The following is a 23,169-nucleotide window of genomic DNA, read 5'->3' as shown; positions in this document are numbered from 1 at the left end:
CAATGCGGGACTCTTGACGGATACACTCACGAGATCGATCTCCAATCCAGGATCATTTTCAGACAGTTGGGATCACCGAACGCGATGCGATAGGCCGCATCGGCACGGGTTGCGGGCTCGCGATGGGTGATGAGCCCGTCGAGCGACAGACGTCCCGAATCGACCAGCTGTTTGACCGCGACGATATCCGGCGGACGCCATTCGGCGGCGACCTGGATGCGCGTCTCGCGCATGAAGGCCGGCGGGAACGAGAAGGACAGGGGCTGGCTATAGAAACCGGCCAGGATGACCTCCCCGCCCGGCGCCATCCGAGCGATCAGGGTATCGAGGATCCCCGAGTCGCCGCTGACGTCGCAGATGCGCCGATAGTCGGTGCGGTGGTCTTGATCCGGCGCGACGACCTGGTAGCCGTGACCTTCGGCGCCTCGCGCACGTTCCGGATTGGTTTCCCAGACCGTGGGGCGAGCGCCTTCGATGAGTGCAGCGATCCGCGCCACCAGGCGACCCAGCACGCCGTGTCCGATAATGAGGTCGACGGGGCCGGCATTCAGGCCGCCGATCGCGTGATGAGCGGTCGCCGCCAGCGCGAGCAGAACGGCATCCTCCCCGAGCGCATCGCTGACCGGCACGGCCCGCTCGCCGGGGAGCACGATCAGCGAGGCCGCTCCGCCGAACAGACCGCGCGCCTCGTTGTAGCAGCGCGCCCCGGGCACGAAGACCCGCTGCCCGACCTCGAGACCCGACCGGTCTCCGGCCCAAGTCACACGGCCGACCGATTCGTAGCCGGGCACCAAGGGATAGCCCATGCCGGGAAAGCTCGGCATGCGCCCGGACCAGAGCAGACGCTCGGTGCCCGTGCTGATTCCGCTCCATTCAATCGCGACCATGACATCCGCGTCGCCCGGCGGGGTGAGCGTCAGCGGTTTGAGCGCGAGGGATTCAGGCTGATCGAGAACGACGGCGAGGGTATCGAGGTTCAATGTTCGACCCTGACAATGGCAATCAAAGGCGTTCGAGTTTAACCCAACTCAACCGCGTCAGGCAGAAGCTGCCGGACTTTTCCATCGAGAGGACCTCACGCCATCCGGGTCGCGGCCAACAGACGCGTCAGGCTCGGCCCCGCGGTCGGCACTAAACGCACCGGATCGAAGATGTTGATCCTCAGCATCTTCTCGATCCCCAAGGGGATACGCGAACGCCCGCCGCCCATGGCGACCAGGCGCAAACTGACCGCTGCGCGCAGCAGGCAAATCGAGCGAAATGGGGTCATTTTCACTTTGGGTTTGGCTTTGGGGATATCCTCGATCTCGGCGAGACGCGATTTAAGAGTTAAATCTTAATCTTTTTAATGCCTTAAACTGCGCCAGCTCCGACAGTCGTCGGAGCTGGCGCGGCCAAGCCAATCCGACAAACTTCGCATATCTCAACGGGCGCGGTTTAAGCGCGATCGGCGAGACCCTTCGGCATGATGTGGCGCGACTCGGACATCAGGACATCGGCAAGCTGCGCGGACCCCGGACATGGCGGGATCGCATCGATGGCGCCCTTGACCAGACCGCGAAGCAGCGCAACCGCACCGTCCACGCCGAGCTCGCCGGCAGCGCTCGGACGATTGAGCACTGCATCGCGCCCGACCGGCTTGCCGACCTCTTGCGCGCTGGCGGCGACGTCGCGCAGATCATCAGCGACCTGATAGGCTTCGCCGATCTTGTCGCCGACCACCCGCCAGGCATCGGCATCGGCGCCGGCCACTTGAGCGCCGGCGGCGGTTGCAGCGGCAAAGAGCGCGCCTGTCTTCGCCCGGTGATAATCTGCGACCGACACCTTGGGCTCGCACTCCCAGGCCTGCCCGGCGACGATGCCGGTCGGCATCCCGACGGCACGGCTGACGGTCATCAGAAGGGGCGCCAAACGCTCGGGGTTGTTGCCGAGGACGCGGGCCAAATTTTCGAAGGCGAGGACAATGAGCGCATCGCCGGCCAGCACGGCCAGCGGCTCGCCGTAGGCCCGATGGACCGAGGGCAAACCCCTGCGCAACGGGGAGTCGTCGAAACAGGGCAGATCGTCATGGACCAGAGACGCGCAGTGCAGCAGCTCGATGGAGGCGCCCGCCGCATCCGCCGCCTCGACATCGCGGCTGCCGCACGCCGCAGCGACGGCCAAGCAGAGCCTCGGTCGCACGCGCGCACCGCCCGGGAAAACGGCATGGCGAACCGCCTCTGCAAGCCTGGGCGGACAGGACGACGTCGTCACCGACTCCAAGGCCGCTGCCAATGCTTGCTCGATTCGCGTGGTTGGATCCATCGCCGCTCCCCCGGTCACCGCCGATCTGTAAATTTTAGTTGACACTTCGTAGTGTCATGTACAATAGACACGGACGCCAACGGCGTCAAATGCAAATCAGCATAGAGGCCATCATCCTGACGCTCGAACCGATCGAGATCTTAGCACGCCACGCTTGGAGCGAGCATGAGCGCTTCGACCTCTACGCCGACGAAGAGCGTATCAGCGAGGCGATTGGCGATTTCGCCGGCGCGAAGGATGGTCGCCTGTATCAGCTTGTGAGGGTATCAAGACTTCCACTCTGCGGCACTAGACCAGCGCGAGCCCCCGTGCACGATGCCGCATCAACAGGGTACACAACAACGCCCCCACCAAGATGGCGATCCCGGTCGCCCCGAGCTCGACAAGGTTCTTTGCCACCCCTAAGCTCGGGTCATAATCGCGATACAAGGCAACACCAAGCACGAGCACTGCGCCGATCAAGTCGGAGCGCCTTGGCGTCAGGCTCTGCCGCCAGGCACTGGGCATGGTATGCAGAGAAAAATGCAGGAACGCCAGCAGCCCCACAAGTAGATAGAGGCTGTTGATGGCCCCATGCTGGAGAGGTCCCCATAACGCGCGCTCGCTGCCGAAGAAAGGGACCGCGCAGCCAAGCGCAAGCAAAACCAAGGCAATGGTGACGAAGCCACGCAGACACCGCGAGCGAAAGGCATCGACATAGCACATCATCAGCATGGTCGCGCCCAGATAGATGGCCGCCTTGGTGATCGCTTGTGCATCAAAAACGGCCAGACTGAAGGACTCGGGCACCGCGTAGACGCCGAGCAAGATCGCCAGTGCGGCGATGACGAAGACCAGGATGAATGGAATAGGCCGACAATCGGCCGCGGATTCTGTCATGACAGACACTCTCTCGTGATGGTTGCAGGACCGCCCAACGACTGCTGCGCGCAGTCGTGCAGTAAACGCTGACTAAACCGCGCCCGGTGCGGTATGCGTCATTTGTTGGAGTGGATCGGCCGCGCCAGCTCCGACAACTGTCGGAGCTGGCGCGGTTTAGAAGAATGATTAGGGCTGTTCCGGGGTCCGCGCACGGCGCCCCCAGCCCTTTGGTGTCCAAGGGGCACCGACGTACATGATCCGCCACCAATCGACCAAGGTCGTTTCCATCGCAAAGAACCGGTGGATAACCGCGTCTGGCAGCAAATAGAAGCGCTCCATCAAGCGCCGCCGCTTATCGTCATGGAACCAGCGGAACATCAGCAGATTCAGCGCGGCAAGGAAGATCGACTGGAAGCGCAAGTAGCGCGTCATGCGACGCCAATCACGACCAAAGAGCTCGTCGAAGGGCGTTTTCGACAGATGCTCGGCTAAGCGCGAGGCCGCCGCCAATGAATAGCCCGTACTCGGATTATACCAACCCCCGGCATAGCCCGCCACGATCGGCCCGCGGGACTTAGGATGAAAGGTGCTGAGTGCCGGCATCGGCAAGACGCCGACCTCGGTGCGCAAGACCGCGTCGACCTCTAAGCCTAAATCAGTCGCTTCGGCCAAAATGGACGCTTTGATGGCATCGACATCCAGATCCGGGCGATTGGAGAAATAAGTATCCTCGATCAGCACCCGATCGGCAGCGAAGGGCAGGATGTAGAAGAAGCGAAAGCCATCGCGCTGCCGACAGCGTGAGTCCATCAGGATCGGCACTGTCGTCGGCGCGGGACGGCTGAGGCGGCATTCGAGACCAACGAACTTCTGATAGCCCCCGCCCGGGCTATGACCGCCTTGCTCCGGCCCGCGCGCATCGATCACCAGGCGCCCGCGCAACCGTGAGCCATCGGCAAGCTCGACCTCCTCGGCCTGCACCCGGCGCACCTCGACTTCAAACCGCAGCTCAATCCGCGATGACGCGTCGGCGACAGCACGCACGACCCGATCGAGATGATCGGAGCTCAGCGATCGATAAGCCCCCTTGACCCAACGCGAGGACTCCTTGAAGAACAGCTGATAGCCCGGCCACTCATACTCGATCAGCGGGACGGCCCAATCGAAGGCCGACTCCGGCAGATCGCGGGCTTGGAAGGACCAAATATGATTGCCGCCGATTCCGGCGTCGCGCTCAAGCAAGATGATCGACGCATCTGGCCGGCGCCGGGCGAGGGCCATCAAGATGAGTGCATTCTGAAGGCCACCGCCGACAAGCAGATAATCGGCGTCGGCCCGCAGTTGTACCTGGGTGGTCATGGCTATGATCTCGGGGTTTTGGAGCGGAGGGAAGGGGGAAACGGATCGGGATCGCGAGCTCTGTCCGTACTGGGCTCGGTGCTCAGGGGGGCGTATACTACCATTTTCGCAACAGACTCGTAGCGCCCTCGAGCCTACTCCGATGGTTGCTTGATCACCGTCTGCGCCCCTGCTTGAGCTGTCGATAGCCTTCGATGCAATCCTCCTCACACCCCTCTCATCCTGTCCGGGTTCGGATCATGCCTGCCTGCGGCGCACGGCGGCAGCGGCATCGAGACCCTATCCCGCACACTGCTTCATCGTTCCGGAGAACACCATGCACCGTCGCCACTTCATTCGAAATGTAGGGCTCATCACCGTCGCCGGCACCGCGCTCGGCACCGCTGGCTTGTACGCCATCCAGCCGCGGCGCTCTACCCTGCCCTTTGCCTCCGACAATAATGCAGCGCTCCCACTGAGCCCGAGCACACGCAAGCGGGTGGTGGTGGTCGGCGGCGGACTCGCCGGCATTGCCGCGAGCTATGAGCTCGCCAAGCGCGGCTTCGACGTCACCCTGGTCGAGCGCTCCAGCAACCTTGGTGGGCGGCTCACGGGCTGGGATGTCGACGTGAACGGCGAGACCATGGCCACGGAGCACGGCTTTCATGGCTTCTTCAATCAGTACTACAACCTCAATGGGCTACTCGCCGAGAACGGCCTGCGCGACAACTTCAAGCCGGTCTTGGATTACCCGGTGATTTTCAAAGACCCGGCCAAAGGCACCGAGAGCTTCACCAACACCACGACCCTGTTCCCATTCAACCTCTTCGCCGTCGTCAATCAAGCCAAGTCGGTCTCACTGCTCGACTTCAACAACCCAACCGGCCGGCTCTACGAGGTGATGCGCTACGATCCGGAGAAGACCTTCGCGCGCCTCGACGACCTCGACTTCAAGACCTTCTGCGAACGCGTCAACAAGCCGATGGTCGACACCATCATCGAGCCCTTCGCGCACACCTCCTTCAACCAGTTTCATCGCTACTCGACCGCCGAGGGCATCAAGTTCTTCCATTTCTTCTTCCTCGGCAATCCCGATGGCATGGGCTACAACCAAACCATCGACGATGCCATGACCTCGGTGATCACCCCATTGACCAACGCCCTCACCGAGCTTGGTGTCCGCGTCACTACCGGGGCGGAGGTTGATCGCTTGGTCGCGCATGATGGACGCATCAGCAAGATTATCCTCAAACGTCCCGGTGCCATCCTCGGCGCCGAGCACAGCATCGATGCCGCCGCCATCGGCACGGAATGGACCCCCTTCTGGAACGGCCCCAACCTCTACTACGCCAAGCGCGACGCGCAGGGCGAGATCCAGGGGGTCTCCGGGCGTTGCACCCACATGGGCTGCCCGGTCGGCCTCGATGCCGCCACGGGCGGCTTCGCCTGCCCATGCCATGGCGCCAAGTACGACAGCAAGGGCGTTCCCACGGCTGGACCAACCATCGTCCCTCTAGTCGAACTCGACGCCACTCCCATACCCGACGGGCAGGTCAAGCTCAGCGCTCGCCCCGAGCAATCGAACATCGAGCTGGAGGCAGACTATGTGGTGCTGGCCTGCGATGTGCCCGGTGTCAAAGCCATCATCGCCCAGTCCGAACTCCCAAGCCCCGAGCTGGTGAGCAGCGTCGAGCGCCTCGGCGTCGCCGATCCCTACATCGTCTGGCGACTCTGGCTCGACGGCGAATGCCCGCCGATGGCGGTTCCCTTCTATACCGTCAGCGGCTGGCGCTACACCGACTCGATCGCGATCTACTCACAAATGCAGCCCGAATCGGAAGACTGGGCGCGTCGTCATACGGGTTCGATCATCGAGCTGCATGCCTATGCGGTCGAGCCGGAGAACGTCATCGACGAGGCCGAGATCAAGCGCATCATGCGCGCTGAGCTCGACGAGCTGATCCCGGCCCTCAAGGGCGCCAAGATCATCTACGACATCTACACGATGCAGGAGAACTTCCCGCGCTGGGCGCCTGGCGACTATGCAGGGCGCCCAGGCGTGCAAACACCCATCGATAATCTGTTCCTCGCCGGCGACTACCTGCGGCTCGAGGTGCCGGCCAACCTGATGGAGGCGGCGACCATGACCGGCCGTATGGCAGCCAATCAGGTTCTCGTCGCCGAAGGGCTGCGCGAGAATCCGATCCCGACCGTCGACCCCAAAGGACCACTCGCACTCTAGGTCATCGCCTGGCTCGCGGCCGTAAACTGCGGGCCGGCGCTTCCAGTTAAGTTGAGTTGACGAAAACCACTAAAAACTTATGTAAATCGACCTTGACACACAGAGATGTCAGGTTAGAATGACAACCGTGGATTGAGGAAACACCAGCAACTGTATCGGGGCGGGCATCGACTCTTCCACACATGAAACACGGCGCAGCGATGTGCCGGACAGCACCTGAACCACGACCTTTACAGGAGCGTTTCCGATGGCCGAAGCCAAGAATCTCTCGGGCCTGAGCGACGAGCAAGCAAAAGAGTTTCATGAGCACTGGAAGCATGGCGTATGGAGTTGGGTCTCAATCGCCACCGTCGTTCATGTGGTGACTTGGGTCTATCAGCCCTGGTTCTAACCCGCTAGCCCAAACTCGACAAGGAGACACTGCATGCAAGTTCCTTACTTGATGGCCGACCCTTCCATTGCGAAGCCTGATCATCCAGAAGAAGACTGGAAGATCTGGACCGTAATCAATCCGGCCGTCTGGATGGTCCCGTTCTTCTTCATCCTGTTCATTCAGATGTGGATGGTCCACTCCTACGCGCTGAGCCTGCCGGGCTACGGCTTCAAGGATTCCGTGCGAGTTGCAGCGCCAGTCGCGGTTGTCGCGCCTGCACCGCAGGCCGAATAAGCGCCAGACGCATTGCTGACCGCGGTCCAGCCCTCGCAACGAGGGCGCCGCGGTTAGTGGCTTTAAACGATCGCACCTCCCTCCTGACGTTTCCGCCTCACGGCCTTCCTCGTTCGCGACCCTCTTACGATTCACTCAGATTCACATCGATCCTCGCTTCCTTTACCAGATCCAAACCACCGCGCTCCACCCGTTTGAAGGTCAAAGCCCGAGAATAGTCATCCCGACTGCGCATACCTGGATGGCATCGAACCCCCTTAGGCGATTTCCGCAAACTTCCATACCCGTAGGTTGTGCTGACGATAGGAAGCACAACTTGCGCCGACGGTTGGTTGTGCCTCGCACGGCTCGGCACAACCTACGCCATTGGCATGAAGGTTTCCGGAATTCGCCTTAGCCCTCAGTCTTGAGCAAACCGTCGCAGAAATTATCGTTGTCGTTGTCGTGTTCGTGGTTGGCCGGAATCCGATTACGATTACGATTACGACAACGAGTAGAGCCTTCGACCACTGTTCCTGGCTCCGGCTCTACCGGTAGATGCTTTTCCGGAAATCACCTACGGCATCTGATCCAAGCCGAATTGCGAGGGGGCACTGCTCGCTCCATCCCGACGTCGACGCAACAGCAGCGGAATCAAAACGACCAACGCAGCGAGCAGCAATAGGATCTCGATACCGTAAACGACACGATAGCCGAATGACGAGCTTGCCCCGCCGGGTCCAAAGGTTCCAGCGACAGCCATTGCCGAGACCAGATCACGCAGCGCGCCGCCCAGAGCAATCGCCACACCTTGCGCTGTTGCCTGAACCGCTCCCCAGGCACCGAGCGCCAGTCCAACGTGGCCGCGCTCGGCAAGCTCCATCGCCGCGGTCAGGGTGCCGACCGCAAACAAACCGGTCCCGAAGCCGATCAGCGCGGTGCCGACCCGGAACACCAAGGCCGACTCCACGGTTGCCGCAAGGATCACAAGGAGTAAGGCGAAGACACCAACCAAGGCGCCTATGCTGGCCAGCTGATAAGCGTTTCCGCCGCGGCTTAGGACATAGCCCGACAAGGCAAAGGCGATGAAGGCGCCACCGGCAAGGATCGCGGTCAGCGAGGTGGTTTGCGCAACCGTCAACCCCAGCACCTGCGCGCCGTAAGGCTCAAGCAGGATCTCCTGCATGCTGAAACCGGCGGTGCCTAAGCCAACAACAATCAGAAGCCGACTCGCATAACCGCCGCGCAGAAACTCGTTCCAGGTCTCACGGAAAGGTGGTCGCGGAATATTGGCCACCGCCCGTTTCAGATCGATCGATTCCTGCTTCCAAGCCGCGATCAGATTCATGATGATGGTGGCCAAGGCAGCGGCATGGACCACCCTGACCAGCTTCTCGTGCGAGAAGTCCTCGAGCAAATGACCAAACAGCAGCGCACTACCCACCATCCCGAGCAACAGCATCGAATAGAGTAGCGCAACCACCCGCGGCCGTTTCTCACGCGGCGCCAGGTCAGTCGCCAAGGCCAGTCCAGCGGTCTGCACGATGTGCAGCCCTGCCCCGACCATCAGGAACGAGATTCCGGCAAAGAACTGTCCGACGAAGACCAGATTATTGGTTTCATCGGAGAGGATCAGGATCGCGTACGGCATGATCGCGAAGCCGCCGTACTGCAGCATGCTACCGAGCGCGATATAGGGCACGCGACGCCAGCCGAACGCCGAATGATGGTAATCCGATCGATGCCCGATCAACGCACGCAACGGCGCGAAAACCAGCGGCAAGGCCACCATCAGAGAGACGAACCAGACCGACACACCCAGCTCGACCACCATGACGCGGTTCAAGGTGCCAAACAGCAGCACCATCGCCATGCCAACCGAGATCTGAAATAGCGACAGACGCAAGATCCGCCGCAGCGGCAGCTCGGTCGTCCCGGCATCGGCAAAGGGAAGGGTCACGAGATACTTGGTCAGGCGATTCATAGCTCACTCCAAGGCAGGCTTATTGCGTGCATCATCCGCATGATCGATGCCCGGCACAGGCAACAAAACGACCCCATTTCCGACGACGGACGGCTGCGAGGATGGGGCACAAGGCGGAACAGCGCCTTGCCGACATCCCCGCAATGGCCTGTCCTGCGCTCAAGCCGCCTTGGCGACGACGAGCCGAGTTTGCAGCGGCCGGCGCGTGCGGACGAAGCGAATCTGGTCGAATCCTGCGGCTTGCAGCATGGCACGATGCTCGCGCGGCGGACGTGTGCGCCCGCTGCCCATCGCCAGCAGATAGAGGCCGAAATAGGCGTCACCGACGGGCTCGGCCCCCGGCGTCTCCGACATCGGCTCGGTGATGATCAGGGTACCGCCCGGCTCGAGTGCGGCCCTAACGGCACGCAAAATGGCCATCGCGCCGTCGTCGTTATGGTCCAGGATCACGCGCACCAAAGAAATGATGTCCGACCCTCGCGGTAGCGGATCGACCTTCACATTACCGCCGAAGACCTCGGCACGGCCTTCAATTCCGGCATCGCGGAAGCGCTCACGGGCCCGGTCGACGACCGCGGGCAGATCGAACAGACGCAACTGCAGGTGCGGCCAGCGCTGGGCCGCCTGCAACAAGAACCGACCCTCGCCACCACCGACATCCATCAAGCAGCGATAGTCGCTCAGGGGGAAGGCATCGAGCGTGTCCTCGGCGACGAAGCCGCTCGACGCCGACATCAACAAACTGTACTCCGCCACCCGCTCGTCACCATCGGCCGCGGGGTCTGCGGAGCCTGCGTAAGACCAGTAGCGCCCCAGCTCGGTCTCGCTGCGCTCGCCGCGAAACAGCGCGAGCGGGTCATCGAGATCGTGATACAGCATGCGATGATGACGCACCATGGCCGCGATCCCCGGATTGCCCGGCATTGCAATCCCCAGCTTGCCGAGCCCGTAACGACCATTGCCGCGCCGCTCCAGGAGATCGATCGCGACCGCCGAGCGCAAGAAGCGGTCTGCCGCCGCCGGCGTCATACCCATCTTACTGGCCAGCTCATCGGCGCTACGCGGACCATCGGCCAGCTCGTCAAAGAGCCCCAGCTCGACACATCCATAGAGGATTTGGGAATAGACGAAGCCGGCGGTGATATCAAACAGTGCTCGGGCACGCTTTGATGCCTCGTGCCTGGTCAACGGGAAATCCGCTGCCCAGCGCTGAAAGCTCGGGCTAGCGAGCTTGCGATCGCGCCAAACGCGCCAACGCTCGATAAATGGAAGTTGCAACTGGATACCTTCGCGAGTTGAACCTGGCGATAGAAAAGAAGCGTATAGGGCTGGGACGGACGGGCGACACTGCTGGACTCGCCCCGTTAGCGGCGGGGTTTTAACATAACCCTAACGAAAGCGAAAGAAGGCCGGCGCTCGCCCTGCTTGCCGATGGTCTCGGCGCAGCACCGCAAGCAGGCGCGCGATCGTGCCTTAGGCCCGGCTCAGGTCGCCGCCGCCGAAGGCATTCAGGTGATTGATCACATGGCAGAGATTGTATAGCCACTTGCGCACCGGATCATCAGGCGACAGCAGCCAGGCCTCCTCGGTGCATTGCGACACGCTGACGCCAAGCAGCAATAGCCTCACCGCAACCCCCCCGAAACAAAACAGCGCCCATTACGGGCGCTGTTTACCACGTCCCTGTGTCATGATCCTTGGCTTGGCGCCAAAGCGGACGATCTAAGATCTCGTCCAGCGAGCGGCTCAGTTTGACGTGAAACGCTCCGCATCAAGCAGGGTCTTATTGGACCTGTGCAATCTGCTGACCTTGGACCTGCTCGACGACGACGGCGGTGCGAGCGTCAACCGCGGCTTGCGCCGAATCCTTGAAGCCGTAGCCCGGCAGGCTCAGCGCGTAGGAGTGAACCATCCACATCTGAATGAAGAGGATGAAAAAGAACGGGACCATCCAGGTGGCCGGGTTGATCACGGTCCAAATTTTCCAGTCTTCTTCTGGATGATCAGGCTTCGCAATGGATGGGTCGGCCATCAGATAAGGAACTTGCATGGTATCTCTCCTAATTAGACGTTAGACAGTGCAACGATGCGGAGTGCAAATGCTTTCAATGAACGACCGCGGGCTTAGAACCAGGGCTGATAGACCCATGTCACCACATGCACGACGGTGGCGATTGCGACCCAACTAAACACGCCGTGCTTCCAATGCTCATGAAACTCTTTCGCTTGCGCGTCGGTCAGCCCGGATAGGTTCGGTGATTTTGCTGCTGCTGCTTCGGCCATTGCCATTTTCCTCTGATCGGGGTGAGGGTTTTGGCACTTGTCATTGGACAAGTGCCTCTAGGTAACCGCAGCAGGTACAGGGCTTGTTGGCAGATGACCCTTGAACCAACTGCGTTCTAACTGAGTGTCAGTTTAACATGACACTTTGCCGTGTCAAGTGCGGATTACAAATTTTTCTGAGCCGCTGCCGAGGTTAGGGCTCGTGTCGAGCGCGCACGGACTACCAGGCGTTGAAGAGCCATTTGGCGAGAAAGATCGCGACCAAGAAGAAGAGCAAGGCTGCTCCGCCAGCCTTAACAAACATCAAGACGTTGGCGATGACACCGCGCCAGGCACCGGCAATTGCCTCGACCCCGCCGTAGTTGTCGTCCCCGCCCGCCGCGGCGGTTGGGTCGTCCTGCGGCGCGGCCTTGCCAGGGCCACTCTCGCTTTCGACCCGTGGGGCAGCCGTCACCAGTCCGTATGGCGAGACTCGCGTGACCTTGAAGAACTCGATCTCGGATTCCGCGCCGGCCTTTTCGATGACGACGAACTCGGTGTCGACCGTGAGTGCCTTGTCGGTTGCAAAGGCCAGGGCGAACTCTTCAAGGCTTTCGGACTCGCCCAGGTACTCCCATGATTTCGATTTTTCAGGCCAAGTACGTCTAGCGGTATACTTCATTTTGTCTGCGACTCCTCGTTACGATAATGAGGTGCTGGAGGGGGGCCGGTTGGGTTTCATCGGTTGCCCGATCAGCACTCGCTGCGCGAGCTTAACGGCGTCGTTGCCCGATCTGCCATCTGTCAAGTAATCTAGACATCTGCGGGTGTCTAGTTTAGCATACACCCGCACTAACTTCGCTAATTCGACGTACCTCAGCCTATGCCGACGCGCAGAAAACAGGTCATTGTGATCGGAGCCGGGATGGGCGGTTTGACCGCCGCTTTGAAGCTCGCTTTGAACGGCCTCGATGTCAGGGTGTTCGAGCGCGGTCATCACCCGGGTGGCAAGCTGCGCGAGCAACAGGTTGACGGTCAATCCTTCTACACCGGACCTACGGTGCTCACGATGCCGTGGGTCTTCGAGGAGATCTTTCGCGAGGCCGGTGCAAACCTGGGCGAGCGGGTTAAGCTGCATCAGGCAGATGTGCTTGCCCGCCATGCCTGGAGCGAGACCGAACGCTTGGATCTGTTCGGTGATCACGAGCGCTCCGCGCAGGCCATCGTCGCGTTTGCCGGAGCCAAAGAGGCGGACGGTTTTCGCCGCTTCGCAGCCCACGCCAAGCGGGTCTATGCGGCCTTGGATGTCCCTTTCATCCAGTCGCAACAGCCCACGCCGGTGACCATCTTCGCTCGCTTCGGCTGGAACGGGCTCGGCGAGCTGATGCGGATCAAGGCCGTGTTCACGCTGTGGCAAGCGCTCGGCAGTTATTTCAAGGACCCGCGCCTGCGGCAGCTCTTTGGCCGTTACGCCACCTACGTCGGTGCCTCTCCTTATCATGCCCCGGCCACCCTGATGCTGGTTGCCGATGTCGAAAGCCGCGGCGTGCATGCGGTGGAAGGAGGCATTCATCGCTTGCCCGAGGCACTGGCGGATCTGGCCGCGGAGAAGGGCGTGGAGCTGAACTATGGCGCGGGCGTGGCAGAGATCTTGATCGAAGGTGGGCGCGCTCGCGGCGTGCGCTTGGAAAACGGCGAGCGGATCGAAGCCGATGCGGTGATTTGCAACGCGGATGCGGCCGCGCTCGGTGCCGGTCTGTTCGGCGAGCAAGCCAAGCGTGCGGTGCCGCCGATTCCGCCCAAGAATCGCTCCCATTCGGTGGTAACCTGGAATCTGCTCGCGCGCCCGGCCGGGTTTCCGATGCAGTATCACAATGTCTTCTTCCCGCGCGACTATGCGGACGAGTTCAAGGCGGTCTTTGACGACCTACGACTCCCGGCGCATCCGACCGTCTACCTCTGTGCGCAGGATCGCGGCGATCCCTCGGCGCCGGAGCCAACCGAGCGCGAGCGGATGCTGATCGTGGTCAATGCGCCGTCGCGCGGTGATTCCCAGGTCATCCCCGACGAGGAGATAAGCCGCTGCGGTGAGCAGGTGACCGCCTTGCTCCGGCACTGCGGGCTGACGCTCGTCGAGCGTGAAGACATTGCCGTCACAACCCCGGTGCATTTCGAGCGTGCCTATCCGGCCTCTGGCGGGGCGGTATTCGGTCGCGTCAATCATGGCTGGTGGGGATCGTTCGATCGTCCCGGCGCGGTGACCAAGATCGAGCGGCTCTTCACCGCCGGCGGCAGTGCACACCCAGGCCCGGGAATCCCGATGGCATCGATTTCCGGACGTCTGGCGGCCGATATGGTCCTGAAAAGCCTTTGATCGAGACACTTGTTGAATCATTCCCGCAACCGCGTCAGCCGCTGGCCCGTTAGGCGTTGCGCTGCTCAAGCCGCGTTCCTCGCGACCGTTGTTCGCGACCGCGCAAAGTCGCGGTTAGCCGATGGCTGAGCCGCACGTCGTCGTGATCGGCGCCGGGATCGGCGGTCTGGCCGCCGCGATCAGGGTTGCCGCCCAGGGGATCCGAGTCACCTTGTTGGAGCGCTCGGGCTATCCGGGCGGCAAGATGCGTGAGGTCCAGGTCGCCGGTGCGCAGATCGATTCCGGGCCGACCGTGGTGACCATGCGCTGGGTGTTCGACGCTCTCTTCGCCGCGGCTGGAGCCAGGCTGGATGATTACCTCAGCTTGCGTCCGGTCGAGATCCTGGCGCGCCATGCCTGGAGTGAGGACGAGCGGCTCGACCTCTACACCGACATCGATCGCTCGGCAGAGGCGATCGGGGACTTTGCCGGTGCCGAGCAGGCGCGTCTGTTTCGCGCCTTCTGCGCGCGCGCCAGCGACATGTACCGCACCTTGGAGCATGCCTTCATCCAGCTTGCGGAGCCAACCCCCCTCTCGCTCGTGCTCGATTCCGGCCTGATTCCGGTTGCGCGCCTGAAGCCCTACTCGACGCTCTGGCAGGACTTGGGGCGCTTCTTCCCGGATCCTCGGCTGCGCCAGCTCTTCGGTCGCTATGCCACCTATGTCGGCTCCTCGCCGTTCCGCGCGCCGCCAACGCTCGGGATCGTCGCGCATGTGGAGCAGGCTGGGGTCTGGTCAGTCGATGGCGGTATCCATCAGTTGCCTAAGGCCTGTGCGGCGCTCGCAGAGGAACGAGGCGTCAAGCTGTGCTACCACTCCGGCGTCCGGGAGATCCTCGTCGAGCGCAAGCGCGTCGTTGGCGTGCAGCTTGAGACCGGTGAGCGTATCCAGGCGGATGCCGTGCTCTGCAACGCCGATGTCGCGGCTCTGTCCGCTGGATCCTTTGGGGCGGCAGCGCGCCGCGCGGTCTCGGCGCATCCACGCTCCGCGCGCTCTTTATCGGCGGTGACCTTCTGTGTCAATGCCAAGACTCATGGCTTCCCGCTGGTGCGGCACAATGTGTTCTTCTGCCGCGACTATGCCGAGGAGTTCAAGGCCATCTTTGGGCGTGGCGAGCTGCCCAAAGAGCCGACGGTCTATGTCTGCGCACAGGATCGCGATGACGACTCGGAGGTCCAGGGGCCGGAACGGCTGTTGTGCCTCGTCAACGCACCCGCGCGGGGCGATATCAAACCTTTCACGAGCGAAGAGATCGAGCAATGCGAGGAGCAGACCTTCAACCTGTTGCGCCGCTGTGGCCTCAGGGCCGACCTCAGTCCGGAGCGTCGGGTGATCACCACGCCAACGGAGTTCGAGCGCCTGTTTCCGGCCACCGGTGGCGCGCTCTATGGCCGCACCTCGCATGGATGGCGGGGGCCGTTCAGCCGCTCGGCGGCTCGCTCGCGTCTGGCGGGGCTGTATCTGGCGGGGGGCAGCGTGCATCCGGGCCCGGGGGTGCCGATGGCGGCGATCTCGGGGCGCCTGGCGGCGGAGGCGATCCTCAGGGACCTGACCTGAGCGTACAGGTTCCGCCGCGCGGGTATGCCTGGTGGTATGTGGACGCGCTCAGTGATGACGGCCGCCATGGGCTGACCCTGATCGCCTTCATCGGCAGCGTCTTCTCGCCGTACTACTTCAAGGGTAGGCGTCGTGGACGCGACGAGCCGAGCGATTATTGCTCGTTGAACGTCTGTCTCTACGGCAAAGAGCGGCGCTGGACCATGACCGAGCGGCGTCAGCATGCGCTCGCGCAAACCGCTTCACGCCTGCAGATCGGACCAAGCGCCCTGCAGTGGGATGCCGATGGTGGCCTGACGGTGGAGCTGGACGAGATCGGCACCCCGATCCCGCAGCGTGTGCGAGGGCAGGTCAAGCTCGCGCCGGCCTTTATCAACGAGCAGGTCTTCACGCTCGATCAGGCCGGTCGGCATCGCTGGCAACCGATAGCACCAAGCGCCACGGTTGAGGTGAGCTTCGAGCGGCCGGCGCTGAATTGGACCGGTCATGCCTACTTTGACCGCAACTGGGGCGACGAGCCGCTGGAGGATGCCTTCCGGTATTGGGATTGGTCGCGTGCCAGTCTTGGTGGCGATGAAAGTCTGATCCTCTATCATGCCGATCGGCGTGAGGGAGGAAGGCTGTCGCTCGGGCTGCACTTCGGTGCCGACGGTGGCTTGAGTCACTTCGATGCGCCGCCGGATCATCGCCTCGCGCGCACCCCGATCTGGCGCATGCCTCGCTCGAGTCAAGCCGATGCCAAACATCCGCCACGGGTCGTCAAGACCTTGGAGGACACGCCCTTTTATTCACGCTCGGTGATTGCTTCACACCTGCAGGGCCGTCCAATCGAGGCAGTTCATGAGAGCCTATCGCTGGATCGCTTCCGCTCGGCTTGGGTCCAGCACCTGCTGCCCTATCGGATGCCCCGACGCTAATCGGAGCGGTCTTGTTCCGTCGGATACGGATAGGAAGTCCGAGCCACCCTGAGCGTCTAGGTTGGCTCGGGAGAGGACGATCGCCGGATTGACGGAACACTTCGGACTCAGGGCTGACTTCCGGCAGGGGCCAGATTGGTCAATCCTTATCAGAAGCTTTTGATTACGAGCCGTTCTTGACAGCGGACAGCAGTGTCCAAGCGGCAGAAGTTTCCACTGACCTTCTGCCGCCGATCGGCCTCGAACATGAAGGAGCAGGCTCCCGGCCTAGCAAGGAGTGGTCGCCGGGATCAGAGTGTTCTCCAGACCAGCCGCTCTACGCCTAAGGCGACCACGGCAAAGGCGCGCAGGTCGCTCAAGCCATGACGCTGGGTCAAGGTGCCGCCGTAATCGCGCGCTTGAGCTTCGGCCTCGTCAAGCTTAGCCGCCACCGCCGGCAACTTGGCCAGCGCCGCACGCGATTGCTCGCGCACCTGCGCGCCACTCAGCCGCAGCTCCTGCAGGCTCAGGTATTTGAATTCCAGCAGCAGGTCCAACGCCTGGAAGCGACGCATGTCCGGCCGCAGGATCAGCGCGAGGTCGGCATAGCGGCGCCCGGTCTCCAGCTCGGAGACGGCCATGTAGAGTCGATCGTCGAACAGCAGGGTGAGAAAGGCGAATTTGACCAGCAGCTCGTTGCTCCAGCGGTAGTCACGATTGGACAGCACACTGAAATAGCGTTGCTCGATCAACTCGCAGAGTGGCTCCAGGTCGCCTTGCAAGTAGAGCGACTCGCTGGCCTGCCGTGCCAGGTCGCGAGTCTCGGGCGCCGGCAGCCAGCGCTCGCGCAGTCGCTCGACATAGAGCCCACGCGCGACCAGATTCGGGATGCGCAGAACCAACTTGGCCAATGCGCCTTCTTCGCCGGCCAACGTCAGGATGCCGAAGAAGTACAGCAGCGAGGCCATGAATGGCTGATCCTTGACCGCAGCGAGCACATCAGCGACGCCAAAACGCTGCACCAGCTCAGGGACCAGCACTCGGTCATCGCCGCTCAGGGCCTCGATCAGCAGTTCCTCTCCCTGCGGTAAGGAGGCGATATAGAGCAGCTTGTTGCGATCCATCGCCAGATTCTCGTCCAGCATGCGGCGTGGGTAATGACCCTGACGTCTTAGGGCATCGAAAAAATACAGGCTGAGGGTCGGATTGTAGAGACTGGTCGCGGCCTCTTCGCTGAACCGATACCCGTTGTAGAAGGTGCGCATGGTTTCCAACGCCTTCTCCGCAGACCAGCCACTGCCCGCTAGCGCCCTGGCCATCGCCACCTCACCGGCCTCCAGCGCCTCACCAGCCTCGTGCACCTCTTCAGTTCCCTGCGACTCGCCCTCCAACTGGCTCAGCACCGCCGCGACTTCAGGTTCAGTGAAGCCGCAGAGGTCGTTGAAGGCCGCGTCCAGATAGATATCCTTGGCGACGTTGTAGCCGCTGGTCATGTCGCTCAGCACCACCGGTGAGACGCCGGTGATGAACACCCGGTCCAGTCCCAGCCCGCCAGCAGCGGCCTTGATGGCTTTGAACACGGTCTTCAGAAGACCTTCGCCCTGCAGCAGCGTCTGGTAGCGGTCCTGGCTACCAAGGCGCGCGGCCATCAGCACTTCGTTGGCGAAGTTGTCGTATTCGTCGATCAGCAGGTAGAGCTTGTGTGGGGTCGCGTGAACCGCCCCGAGCACCGACTGGAAGGATGCCAGGGCGTCTTCGGGATGGAGATGAATCGCGCGCGTCCAGTGGCTCTGATAATCGGCGACGAATTGGGTGAGGCAGCCATTCAGATGCCGATGCAGCGCCGCTTCGATGTCCCCGATCTCGCCGTGCGCGGCGACCAGAGAAAAGTCCCACTTGAGCACGAAATACTGATTGTGCAGCGGCGTCGGCTCACGCCCGATGGCCAAGTTGCCGAACAGGGACTCGAATTGCTCGGCGCGATTGAGATCGTAGTAGTGCTCCAGCATCGAGAGCAGCAGACTCTTGCCGAAGCGGCGTGGACGCAGAAAGACCAGCTGTCGTCCAGCCTGCTCGAGGGCGGGAAGACGCTCAGTACGATCGAGATACCAATAGCCGTATTGCCTCAGGGTGCCGAAATCGCTCAGACCATAGGGAAACTGCATGCGCGTTCGACTCCATGAGGGGGCCAACTGATCTCTACGGATAGGAAATCCAAGCCACCCTGAGCCTCCGGGTTGGCTCGGGAGAGGACGATAGCGGGGGCGCGATACGTGGTCAACACCGACCAGCGTGGCTGACGGGCGTCGGGCGGTCAGGCGCATGTCCGCGCCGCAATTGGGGCAAGGCAGGGGCAGCGACTCGAACAGCCGGGCCAGCAGCATGCCCCAGAGATAGCGCACCCGGGAGCGCATCTTGGAGCCGGGCGTAGTTTAAACCGCGCCCGGTGCGGTATGCATACTTTGTGGGAGTGGATTGGCCGCGCCAGCTTCGACGACTTTCGGAGCTGGCGCGGTTTAAAGTGTTAAAAAATCTTAAATTTTAGACCGCGTCTCACCGAGATCGAGGGCATCTCCAAAGCCAAACGCAAAACGAAAATGACGCATGTCGCTCTGGACGCGGTTTAGCCTGATTTTTTCTCGTAATTTACTGCTAATCTGCTCCTATAAGGGTCTGCGGCAGACAGCCGCCTCAAGTAGGCACCCGCGATGACGGATCGTCACTGACCGGCGCAGGCCCTCGCGGTTGGCTCGCATCGGCTCCTGCTCGCAAACACCGGCGACTGGGCCCGCGAGTCAAGCTCTATGGATGGTGACAAGAGGGGTCATTGCACCCATGGCGGCAGACAATCAGAAGATCGCGCCGGCACCGCGCGAGGAGAGTCCCGGCGTGGTGCCGGAGACGGCCGAAGCGCTCCCGGAGCGCCTCCCCATCGTCGGTATCGGCGCCTCGGCCGGGGGGGGGGTGGCGGCCTTTGAAGCCTTTTTCTCCGGGATGCCCGCCGACACCGATCCGAACATAGCCTTCGCGCTGGTGCAGCATCTGGCCCCGGATCACAAGAGCATCCTCAAGCTACCGCCGGCCGAGATGCCCGCCCAGCTCATCGCCTACGCGATCCACGCCTTCGGACGCCCGACCCGGGCGGGTGCGGTCCCGCCGTCACGGACGCCGACTCGCGCATTGCCGCGCTCAAGGAGGAACTCACCTTCGTCGATCTCACCGAAATCGTGCAGGCGCGCGAGGCGTTGCGGCGGTCCGAGGATCTGGTGCGCCTGGCCGTGGTGGTGCGCGACGCGAACGATGCCATCACCGTGCAGGATCTGGATGGCCGCATCCTGGCCTGGAACCCCGGCGCGGAGCGGCTGTTTGGCTGGAGCGAGGCCGAGGCGCTGCGGATGAACGTCCGCGACCGCATCCCCGAGGGACTGCGCGAGGAGGCCCTGGCCAAGGTCCACCAACTGAGTCAGGCGGAAATTCCGGAGCCGTTTCTGACCCGGCGGACGACGAAAGAGGGGAGGCTCTTGGACGTCTGGCTGACCGCGTCCGCCTTGAGCAACGCGGCGGGACAGATGTACGCGATCGCCACCACGGAACGGGCGAACCGATCCGGGAGCGAGACATGACGAGCCGGGATCCTCGACCCGAGCACGACACCCCGGAGTCGGATGTGGCACGGGCGCTGCGCCGGCAGGCCGAGGCGCGCATCGGGAAAGACGCGACACACTCCTCGACGGACCTCGCCGCGCTCACGCCCGCGGAGATCCGGCGCACGCTCCACGAACTGCAGGTGCATCAAATCGAGCTGACGATGCAGAACGAGGAGCTGCGTCGGGTGCAGGCGGAGATCGACGCCGTGCGGGCGCGCTATTTCGATCTCTACGATCTGGCGCCGGTGGGTTATTGCACGCTCTCCGAGAGGGGATTGATCCTGGAGGCCAACCTGACCGCGGCGTCGCTGTTGGAGATGCCCAAAAGCGCGCTGATCAAGCAGCCGTTCTCCCGCTTCATCGTCAAGGACGATCAGGATCTGTATTACCTGCAGCGGAAACGTCTCTTCGAGACGGGCGAACCCCGGGAATGCGACCTGCGGCTGGTCAAGCCGGATGACGCACGCGTCTGGGTCCATCTGACGGCTACGGCCTCCCAGGCAGAAGATGGCGCGCCGGTCTGCCGGCTTGCGATCAGCGACATCACCGGGCACAAGCGAGCAGGAGAAGAACTGAAGGAGATCGAATGGATGCTGACCGGCAAGCCACCGGTGTACCCGTCGATTCCACCGGACAATGATATCGAAAATCAAGGCTACGGGGATTTGACCGCGTTGAACCGGGGCGGCCTCATTTCGCGCTCCATTGACAAGGGTACGCTGAGAGACATTTCTTCGGAATATCTGAACCTTCTGGAGTCATCCTCCGCCATATATGAAAAGAACGGCGACTACGCATTTGGGATTTTCTGTTCCGGTTGGTGTCGCCTGATGGACAGCGCGTCGCGAAAACTCTGCAACACCGAGAACAACGAAGCCGCACTTGCTTCCGGTCAATGGCTCTGTCACGAGTCATGCTGGACGGATTGCTCCAAACGGGCCATCGAGTCCCAATCACCTGTGGACATTCAATGCAACGGAGGGATCCATCTTTACGCAGTACCCATCTTTTCCGCAGGTGAGGTCATCGGGGCCATCAATTTTGGATATGGAGCCCCCCCAAAAGATGCCGCAACATTGAGATCCCTGGCCGATTCCTACGGATTGGATCCAGAAACATTGGCCAATGAGGCTGATGCATATGCCTCCCGACCGTACTTCTTTATCGCATTGGCCAAGCAACGGTTGCTGTCTTCAGCTGGATTAATTGGAATCATGGTCGAGCGCAAGGAGCACGAACGCCGGCTTGAACATCTTGCCCAGTTCGACACGCTGACCGCGTTGCCCAACCGCGTGCTGCTGGCCGACCGCCTACATCAGGCGATGGCACAGACCCAGCGGCGGGGACAGGGGCTGGCGGTGGGCTATCTCGACCTGGACGGCTTCAAGACCATCAACGACCGGCATGGACACGAGGTGGGTGACCAGGTGCTGGTCGCTGTGGCGGAGCGGCTGCAGGCGGTCCTGCGCGAGGGCGACACGCTCGCCCGGCTGGGTGGCGACGAGTTCGCCGTGGTGCTGATCGATCTCACCGACCCCGACGTCAGCGCGCCACTGCTCGAGCGCCTGCTCGCCGCCGCCGCCGAGCCGGTGCGGATCGGTGATCTCCTGGTGCAGGTCTCGGCCAGCCTCGGCGTCACCTTCTATCCGCAGGCCGGCGCGGTCGATGGGGATCTCCTGCTGCGTCAGGCCGATCAGGCCATGTATCAAGCCAAGCAGTCCGGCAAAAATCGCTTCTGCCTCTTCGACACGGAACTGGACCAGCGCATCCGTGGCCATCACGAAGACCTGGAGCAGATCCGCCACGCCTTGGCCGCGCGCGAGCTCGTGCTCTATTACCAGCCCAAGGTCAATCTGCGCACCGGGACGGTCGTCGGCGCCGAGGCCCTGATCCGCTGGCGGCACCCGCAACGGGGTCTGCTGGCCCCGGCGCTCTTCCTGCCGACGACCGAGAATCACCCGCTGGCGGTCGAGCTCGGCGAGTGGGTCATCAAGACCGCCCTCGCCCAGACCGACGCCTGGCGGGCGCTCGGCCTGGCGCTTCCGGTGAGCGTCAATGTCGGCGCCCGGCAGTTACAGCAGGTGGATTTCGTCGCACGCTTGCGCGCCCTGCTGGCGGAGTACCCGGGGGTCGCGCCGTCCGGTCTCTGTCTGGAGATCCTCGAAACCAGCGCGATCGATGATCTGGTCGGGACCTCCCGGGTGATCGATGCCTGCCGCGAGCTCGGGGTGAGTGTCGCGCTGGATGATTTCGGCACGGGCTATTCCTCGCTGACCTATCTGAAACGTCTGGCGGTCACCCAACTCAAGATCGATAAAAGCTTTGTATCCGGGATGCTGAACGACCCGGAGGATCTGGCGATCGTCGAGAGCATCTTGAGCCTGGCGGGCACCTTCAATCGTCAGGTCATCGCCGAGGGGGTCGAGACCCTGGAGCACGGGGAGATGCTGCTGAGATTCGGCTGCGACCTGGCTCAGGGCTTCGGCATCGCGCGTCCCATGCCGGCCCATGAGATGCCCGGTTGGCTGGCCGCCTGGCAGACCCCTGCCGGTTGGGCCGAGCTCCCGGCCGCGCGCCGCGAGCATCTGCCCTTGCTCTATGCCGGCGTCGAACACCGCGCCTGGGTTGCCGCCATCGAAGCTCATCTTCGCAGCGAGCAGGGCGTACCGCCGCTCCCGCCGCTGGATCGACGCCAATGCCGTTTCGCGGCCTGGTTACGGGCCGAAGTCGCGTCGGGTGATGGCGCGGAGCCCGGCTTCCAGCGCATCGATGCCTTGCACCGGCAGGTGCATGGGGTGGTGGACGAGCTACTGGAGCTGCGGGCGCGCGGTCGACATCCGGAGGCGCTGGCCAGACTGGGAGAGCTCCATGCCCTGAGGGACAGCTTGGTGGAGGCACTGAAGGAGTGGGTGCGGGCACGGGATCGGTCGACCGCGATGATCGGTGAGGCGCGGTTGAGCGACTTGTACGGCCATCTCGGACACGCGAGGTGATGGCATGTCAACAAGCGATCGCCAT

General features: G+C 62.5%; 20 protein-coding genes and 1 pseudogene. 9 read left to right on the top strand and 12 right to left on the bottom strand.

Translation table 11 applies throughout. From position 1 onward, the window contains the following. Positions 1 to 26 precede the first annotated feature (26 nt). The 5 genes from bchC to crtY form a co-directional block, all read right to left on the bottom strand. Positions 27 to 980 carry a chlorophyll synthesis pathway protein BchC gene (gene bchC / locus AADX97_RS03530; RefSeq protein WP_374231619.1) on the bottom strand — a complete coding sequence of 318 codons (954 nt, stop codon included), beginning with the start codon at positions 978 to 980 and terminating at the stop codon, positions 27 to 29. 95 nt (positions 981 to 1,075) lie between these two features. Next, positions 1,076 to 1,270 (bottom strand): hypothetical protein, encoded by a 195-nt coding sequence (locus tag AADX97_RS03525; protein ID WP_374231618.1) that lies wholly within the window; start codon positions 1,268 to 1,270, stop codon positions 1,076 to 1,078. A 167-nt stretch (positions 1,271 to 1,437) separates the two neighbouring features. Continuing rightward, entirely contained in the window at positions 1,438 to 2,304 is an 867-nt protein-coding gene (locus AADX97_RS03520; protein ID WP_374231617.1) for a polyprenyl synthetase family protein, read from the bottom strand. Between the two features lie 288 nt (positions 2,305 to 2,592). Further along, positions 2,593 to 3,183, bottom strand: a complete 591-nt coding sequence (locus AADX97_RS03515; protein ID WP_374231616.1) for a hypothetical protein — start codon at positions 3,181 to 3,183, stop codon at positions 2,593 to 2,595. Positions 3,184 to 3,351: 168 nt separating this feature from the next. Continuing rightward, positions 3,352 to 4,524, bottom strand: a complete 1,173-nt coding sequence (gene crtY, locus AADX97_RS03510) for a lycopene beta-cyclase CrtY (protein WP_374231615.1) — start codon at positions 4,522 to 4,524, stop codon at positions 3,352 to 3,354. 316 nt (positions 4,525 to 4,840) lie between these two features. Here crtY and AADX97_RS03505 point away from each other — a divergent pair, with 316 nt between their 5' ends. From AADX97_RS03505 to pufA (AADX97_RS03495), 3 genes are all read left to right on the top strand, one after another. After that, a complete protein-coding gene (locus tag AADX97_RS03505) occupies positions 4,841 to 6,745 on the top strand; it encodes an FAD-dependent oxidoreductase (RefSeq protein ID WP_374231614.1) in 1,905 nt (634 codons plus the stop codon). Between the two features lie 247 nt (positions 6,746 to 6,992). After that, entirely contained in the window at positions 6,993 to 7,136 is a 144-nt protein-coding gene (gene pufB, locus AADX97_RS03500) for a light-harvesting antenna LH1, beta subunit (protein ID WP_007191978.1), read from the top strand. Positions 7,137 to 7,169: 33 nt separating this feature from the next. Continuing rightward, positions 7,170 to 7,412: a light-harvesting antenna LH1, alpha subunit gene (gene pufA, locus AADX97_RS03495; protein WP_007191977.1), complete on the top strand. Its 243-nt coding sequence runs from the start codon at positions 7,170 to 7,172 to the stop codon at positions 7,410 to 7,412. A gap of 556 nt (positions 7,413 to 7,968) precedes the next feature. Here pufA (AADX97_RS03495) and AADX97_RS03490 read toward each other — a convergent pair. From AADX97_RS03490 to AADX97_RS03465, 6 genes are all read right to left on the bottom strand, one after another. Continuing rightward, positions 7,969 to 9,375 (bottom strand): BCD family MFS transporter, encoded by a 1,407-nt coding sequence (locus AADX97_RS03490; protein ID WP_374231613.1) that lies wholly within the window; start codon positions 9,373 to 9,375, stop codon positions 7,969 to 7,971. A gap of 159 nt (positions 9,376 to 9,534) precedes the next feature. Further along, positions 9,535 to 10,653: a methyltransferase gene (locus AADX97_RS03485; RefSeq protein ID WP_374231611.1), complete on the bottom strand. Its 1,119-nt coding sequence runs from the start codon at positions 10,651 to 10,653 to the stop codon at positions 9,535 to 9,537. 195 nt (positions 10,654 to 10,848) lie between these two features. After that, positions 10,849 to 10,995 carry a hypothetical protein gene (locus AADX97_RS03480; protein WP_374231608.1) on the bottom strand — a complete coding sequence of 49 codons (147 nt, stop codon included), beginning with the start codon at positions 10,993 to 10,995 and terminating at the stop codon, positions 10,849 to 10,851. Between the two features lie 163 nt (positions 10,996 to 11,158). Continuing rightward, positions 11,159 to 11,425 (bottom strand): light-harvesting antenna LH1, alpha subunit, encoded by a 267-nt coding sequence (gene pufA, locus AADX97_RS03475; RefSeq protein ID WP_374231607.1) that lies wholly within the window; start codon positions 11,423 to 11,425, stop codon positions 11,159 to 11,161. A 74-nt stretch (positions 11,426 to 11,499) separates the two neighbouring features. Further along, positions 11,500 to 11,658, bottom strand: coding sequence for a light-harvesting antenna LH1, beta subunit (gene pufB / locus AADX97_RS03470; protein ID WP_374231605.1), 159 nt, complete (start codon positions 11,656 to 11,658; stop codon positions 11,500 to 11,502). 220 nt (positions 11,659 to 11,878) lie between these two features. Beyond that, the gene (locus tag AADX97_RS03465; protein WP_374231604.1) at positions 11,879 to 12,319 is read right to left on the bottom strand and encodes a hypothetical protein; all 441 of its coding nucleotides are present in this window, start codon (positions 12,317 to 12,319) and stop codon (positions 11,879 to 11,881) included. A gap of 201 nt (positions 12,320 to 12,520) precedes the next feature. On the opposite strand from AADX97_RS03465, the gene crtD (AADX97_RS03460) reads away from it, so the two are divergent. The 3 genes from crtD (AADX97_RS03460) (at position 12,521) to AADX97_RS03450 (ending at position 16,525) form a co-directional block, all read left to right on the top strand. After that, positions 12,521 to 14,011: a 1-hydroxycarotenoid 3,4-desaturase CrtD gene (gene crtD, locus AADX97_RS03460; protein WP_374231603.1), complete on the top strand. Its 1,491-nt coding sequence runs from the start codon at positions 12,521 to 12,523 to the stop codon at positions 14,009 to 14,011. Between the two features lie 121 nt (positions 14,012 to 14,132). Next, complete coding sequence (crtD, locus tag AADX97_RS03455; RefSeq protein ID WP_374231602.1) at positions 14,133 to 15,608, top strand: 1-hydroxycarotenoid 3,4-desaturase CrtD; 1,476 nt, start codon at positions 14,133 to 14,135, stop codon at positions 15,606 to 15,608. A gap of 38 nt (positions 15,609 to 15,646) precedes the next feature. Beyond that, entirely contained in the window at positions 15,647 to 16,525 is an 879-nt protein-coding gene (locus tag AADX97_RS03450; protein WP_374231601.1) for a carotenoid 1,2-hydratase, read from the top strand. 290 nt (positions 16,526 to 16,815) lie between these two features. On the opposite strand, the gene AADX97_RS03445 is transcribed toward AADX97_RS03450, so the two are convergent. Continuing rightward, complete coding sequence (locus AADX97_RS03445) at positions 16,816 to 18,669, bottom strand: AAA family ATPase (RefSeq protein ID WP_374231600.1); 1,854 nt, start codon at positions 18,667 to 18,669, stop codon at positions 16,816 to 16,818. A 643-nt stretch (positions 18,670 to 19,312) separates the two neighbouring features. Between AADX97_RS03445 and AADX97_RS03440 the strand changes: the two are divergent. The 3 genes and pseudogenes from AADX97_RS03440 to AADX97_RS03430 all read left to right on the top strand — a co-directional run. Then, a pseudogene (locus AADX97_RS03440) lies at positions 19,313 to 19,561 on the top strand (chemotaxis protein CheB); the annotation flags it as partial. Positions 19,562 to 19,731: 170 nt separating this feature from the next. Further along, a complete protein-coding gene (locus tag AADX97_RS03435) occupies positions 19,732 to 20,127 on the top strand; it encodes a PAS domain S-box protein (protein ID WP_374231599.1) in 396 nt (131 codons plus the stop codon). Continuing rightward, positions 20,124 to 23,144 (top strand): EAL domain-containing protein, encoded by a 3,021-nt coding sequence (locus AADX97_RS03430; protein WP_374231598.1) that lies wholly within the window; start codon positions 20,124 to 20,126, stop codon positions 23,142 to 23,144. The genes AADX97_RS03435 and AADX97_RS03430 overlap by 4 nt, the downstream gene beginning before the upstream one ends. The last annotated feature ends 25 nt before the right edge of the window (positions 23,145 to 23,169 follow it).

It is taken from the genome of Thiocapsa sp. C2-2m, from assembly GCF_041903745.1.
In the GTDB taxonomy this organism is placed as follows: Bacteria; Pseudomonadota; Gammaproteobacteria; order Chromatiales; family Chromatiaceae; genus Thiocapsa; species Thiocapsa roseilacustris.
Note: the sequence above shows the minus strand (reverse complement) of the source record. Positions and strands in the feature narration are given on the sequence as shown.